Genomic DNA, 1,686 nt, shown 5'->3' with positions numbered 1-1,686 from the left:
GCGGCTCGACGGTCGTCTCCGCGGGCGGCGGCAGCGTGCAGCGCGCTCCCGAATCGGTGGCCGGCGTGGCCGCCGCCGCGCTGCCCAGCACGGTCACCATCGACGCCCAGAACTCCGGCGGCGAGGGCGGCACCGGCACCGGTTTCGTCTTCGACACCGAGGGCCACATCGTCACCAACAACCACGTCGTCGCCGAGGCCGTCGACAACGGCAAGGTCACCGCGACCTTCCCCGACGGCAAGAAGTACGACGCCGAGGTGGTCGGCCACGCCCAGGGCTACGACGTCGCGGTCATCAAGCTGAAGGAAGCGCCGTCCGACCTGAAGCCGCTGGCGCTGGGCGACTCCGACAAGGTGGCGGTCGGCGACCCGACCATCGCCATCGGCGCCCCGTTCGGCCTGTCCAACACCGTCACCACCGGCATCATCAGCGCCAAGAACCGCCCCGTGGCCTCGAGCGACGGCGGCGCCGGCAGCAAGGCCTCCTACATGAGCGCCCTGCAGACCGACGCCTCCATCAACCCCGGCAACTCCGGCGGCCCGCTGCTCGACGCGGACGGCTCGGTGATCGGCATCAACTCCGCCATCCAGTCGGCCAGCGGCGGCTTCGGGACCGGCCAGGCGGGCTCCATCGGCCTCGGCTTCGCCATCCCGATCAACCAGGCCAAGTTCGTCGCCCAGGAGCTGATCAAGACCGGTGAGCCGGTCTACGCCAAGATCGGCGCCTCGGTCACCATGACCGAGGGCGACGGCGGCGCGCGGATCGTCGGCGACAGCGACAGCGCGGTCGAGCCCGGCGGCCCGGCCGCCAAGGCGGGCCTGGAGCCCGGCGACGTGATCACCCGCTTCGACGACAAGGCCATCGACAGCGGCCCGGCCCTGATCGGCGAGATCTGGACCCACAAGCCGGGCGACAAGGTCCAGCTGACCTTCGAGCGCGACGGCAGGGAGAAGACCGTCGAAGTCACCCTCGGCTCCCGCGTCGGGGACAACTGACCTGACACGGCCCCCTCTCGGACCCGTTACTCTTGTCCCCGCGCCGGGCGTGCCCGGCGCGGGGAGGCGTGCCCGAGCGGCCGAAGGGAACGGTCTTGAAAACCGTCGTGGCAGCGATGTCACCGTGGGTTCAAATCCCACCGCCTCCGCGCTGAGACGGCGAGAGCGGCCCTCGACCCGGATGTCCGGGCCGAGGGCCGCTCTCCTGTCCGTGGGCCCGTGGTCCCGTCCGGTGTTCTTCGCGGTTCCCCGCCCGGCCGGGCGAGGATGGGGCACGATCGTCTGAACCGGCGGACTCCGTGTCCCGGACGAGGAGGGGCGCTGTGCTGCTGCCCACGATGGGCGTGCTGCTGCTCATCGGTCCGGCCACCGCGGTGGCGGGCGTCGTGGTGGTCGTCGTGATGCTGAAGTCCCCGCCCCGGCAACCGTCCAGGCTCTGCGCGGCTCTCGCCGTCGTCCTCGGCTCCCTGGCGGCAGCCGTGTACTGCTACGGCTGGTTCTCCGTCACCATGGGCGGGCCGTTCCCGGAGATGTGCGCGAGCCGGAGCGCCTCCGGCGCCGAGCTGGCGCGCATCGAGCAGGGGTACTGGCCCCTGCGCAACGCCTGCGTCTACGCGGACGGCGCGACGTCGGAGTACCTCTCCCCGTCGGTCGACGTGCTCGTCCGCGTGCTGGCCGGCCTTGCCGTCGT

2 protein-coding genes and 1 tRNA gene are annotated in these 1,686 nt (G+C 71.9%); all 3 read left to right on the top strand.

The genetic code is table 11. From position 1 onward, the window contains the following. Positions 1-995: S1C family serine protease (locus HW445_RS30030; protein WP_180223962.1), on the top strand; the 995-nt coding region annotated here is incomplete at its 5' end. Positions 996-1,057: 62 nt separating this feature from the next. Beyond that, a tRNA-Ser gene (locus tag HW445_RS30025) sits at positions 1,058-1,144 on the top strand. 174 nt (positions 1,145-1,318) lie between these two features. Further along, a partial coding sequence (locus HW445_RS30020) for a hypothetical protein (protein WP_180223961.1) occupies positions 1,319-1,686 on the top strand: 368 nt, incomplete at its 3' end.

Origin of the sequence: Streptomyces sp. UH6, assembly GCF_013421635.1 — a bacterium.
In the GTDB taxonomy this organism is placed as follows: domain Bacteria; phylum Actinomycetota; class Actinomycetes; order Streptomycetales; family Streptomycetaceae; genus Streptomyces; species Streptomyces abyssomicinicus.
Note: the sequence above shows the minus strand (reverse complement) of the source record. Positions and strands in the feature narration are given on the sequence as shown.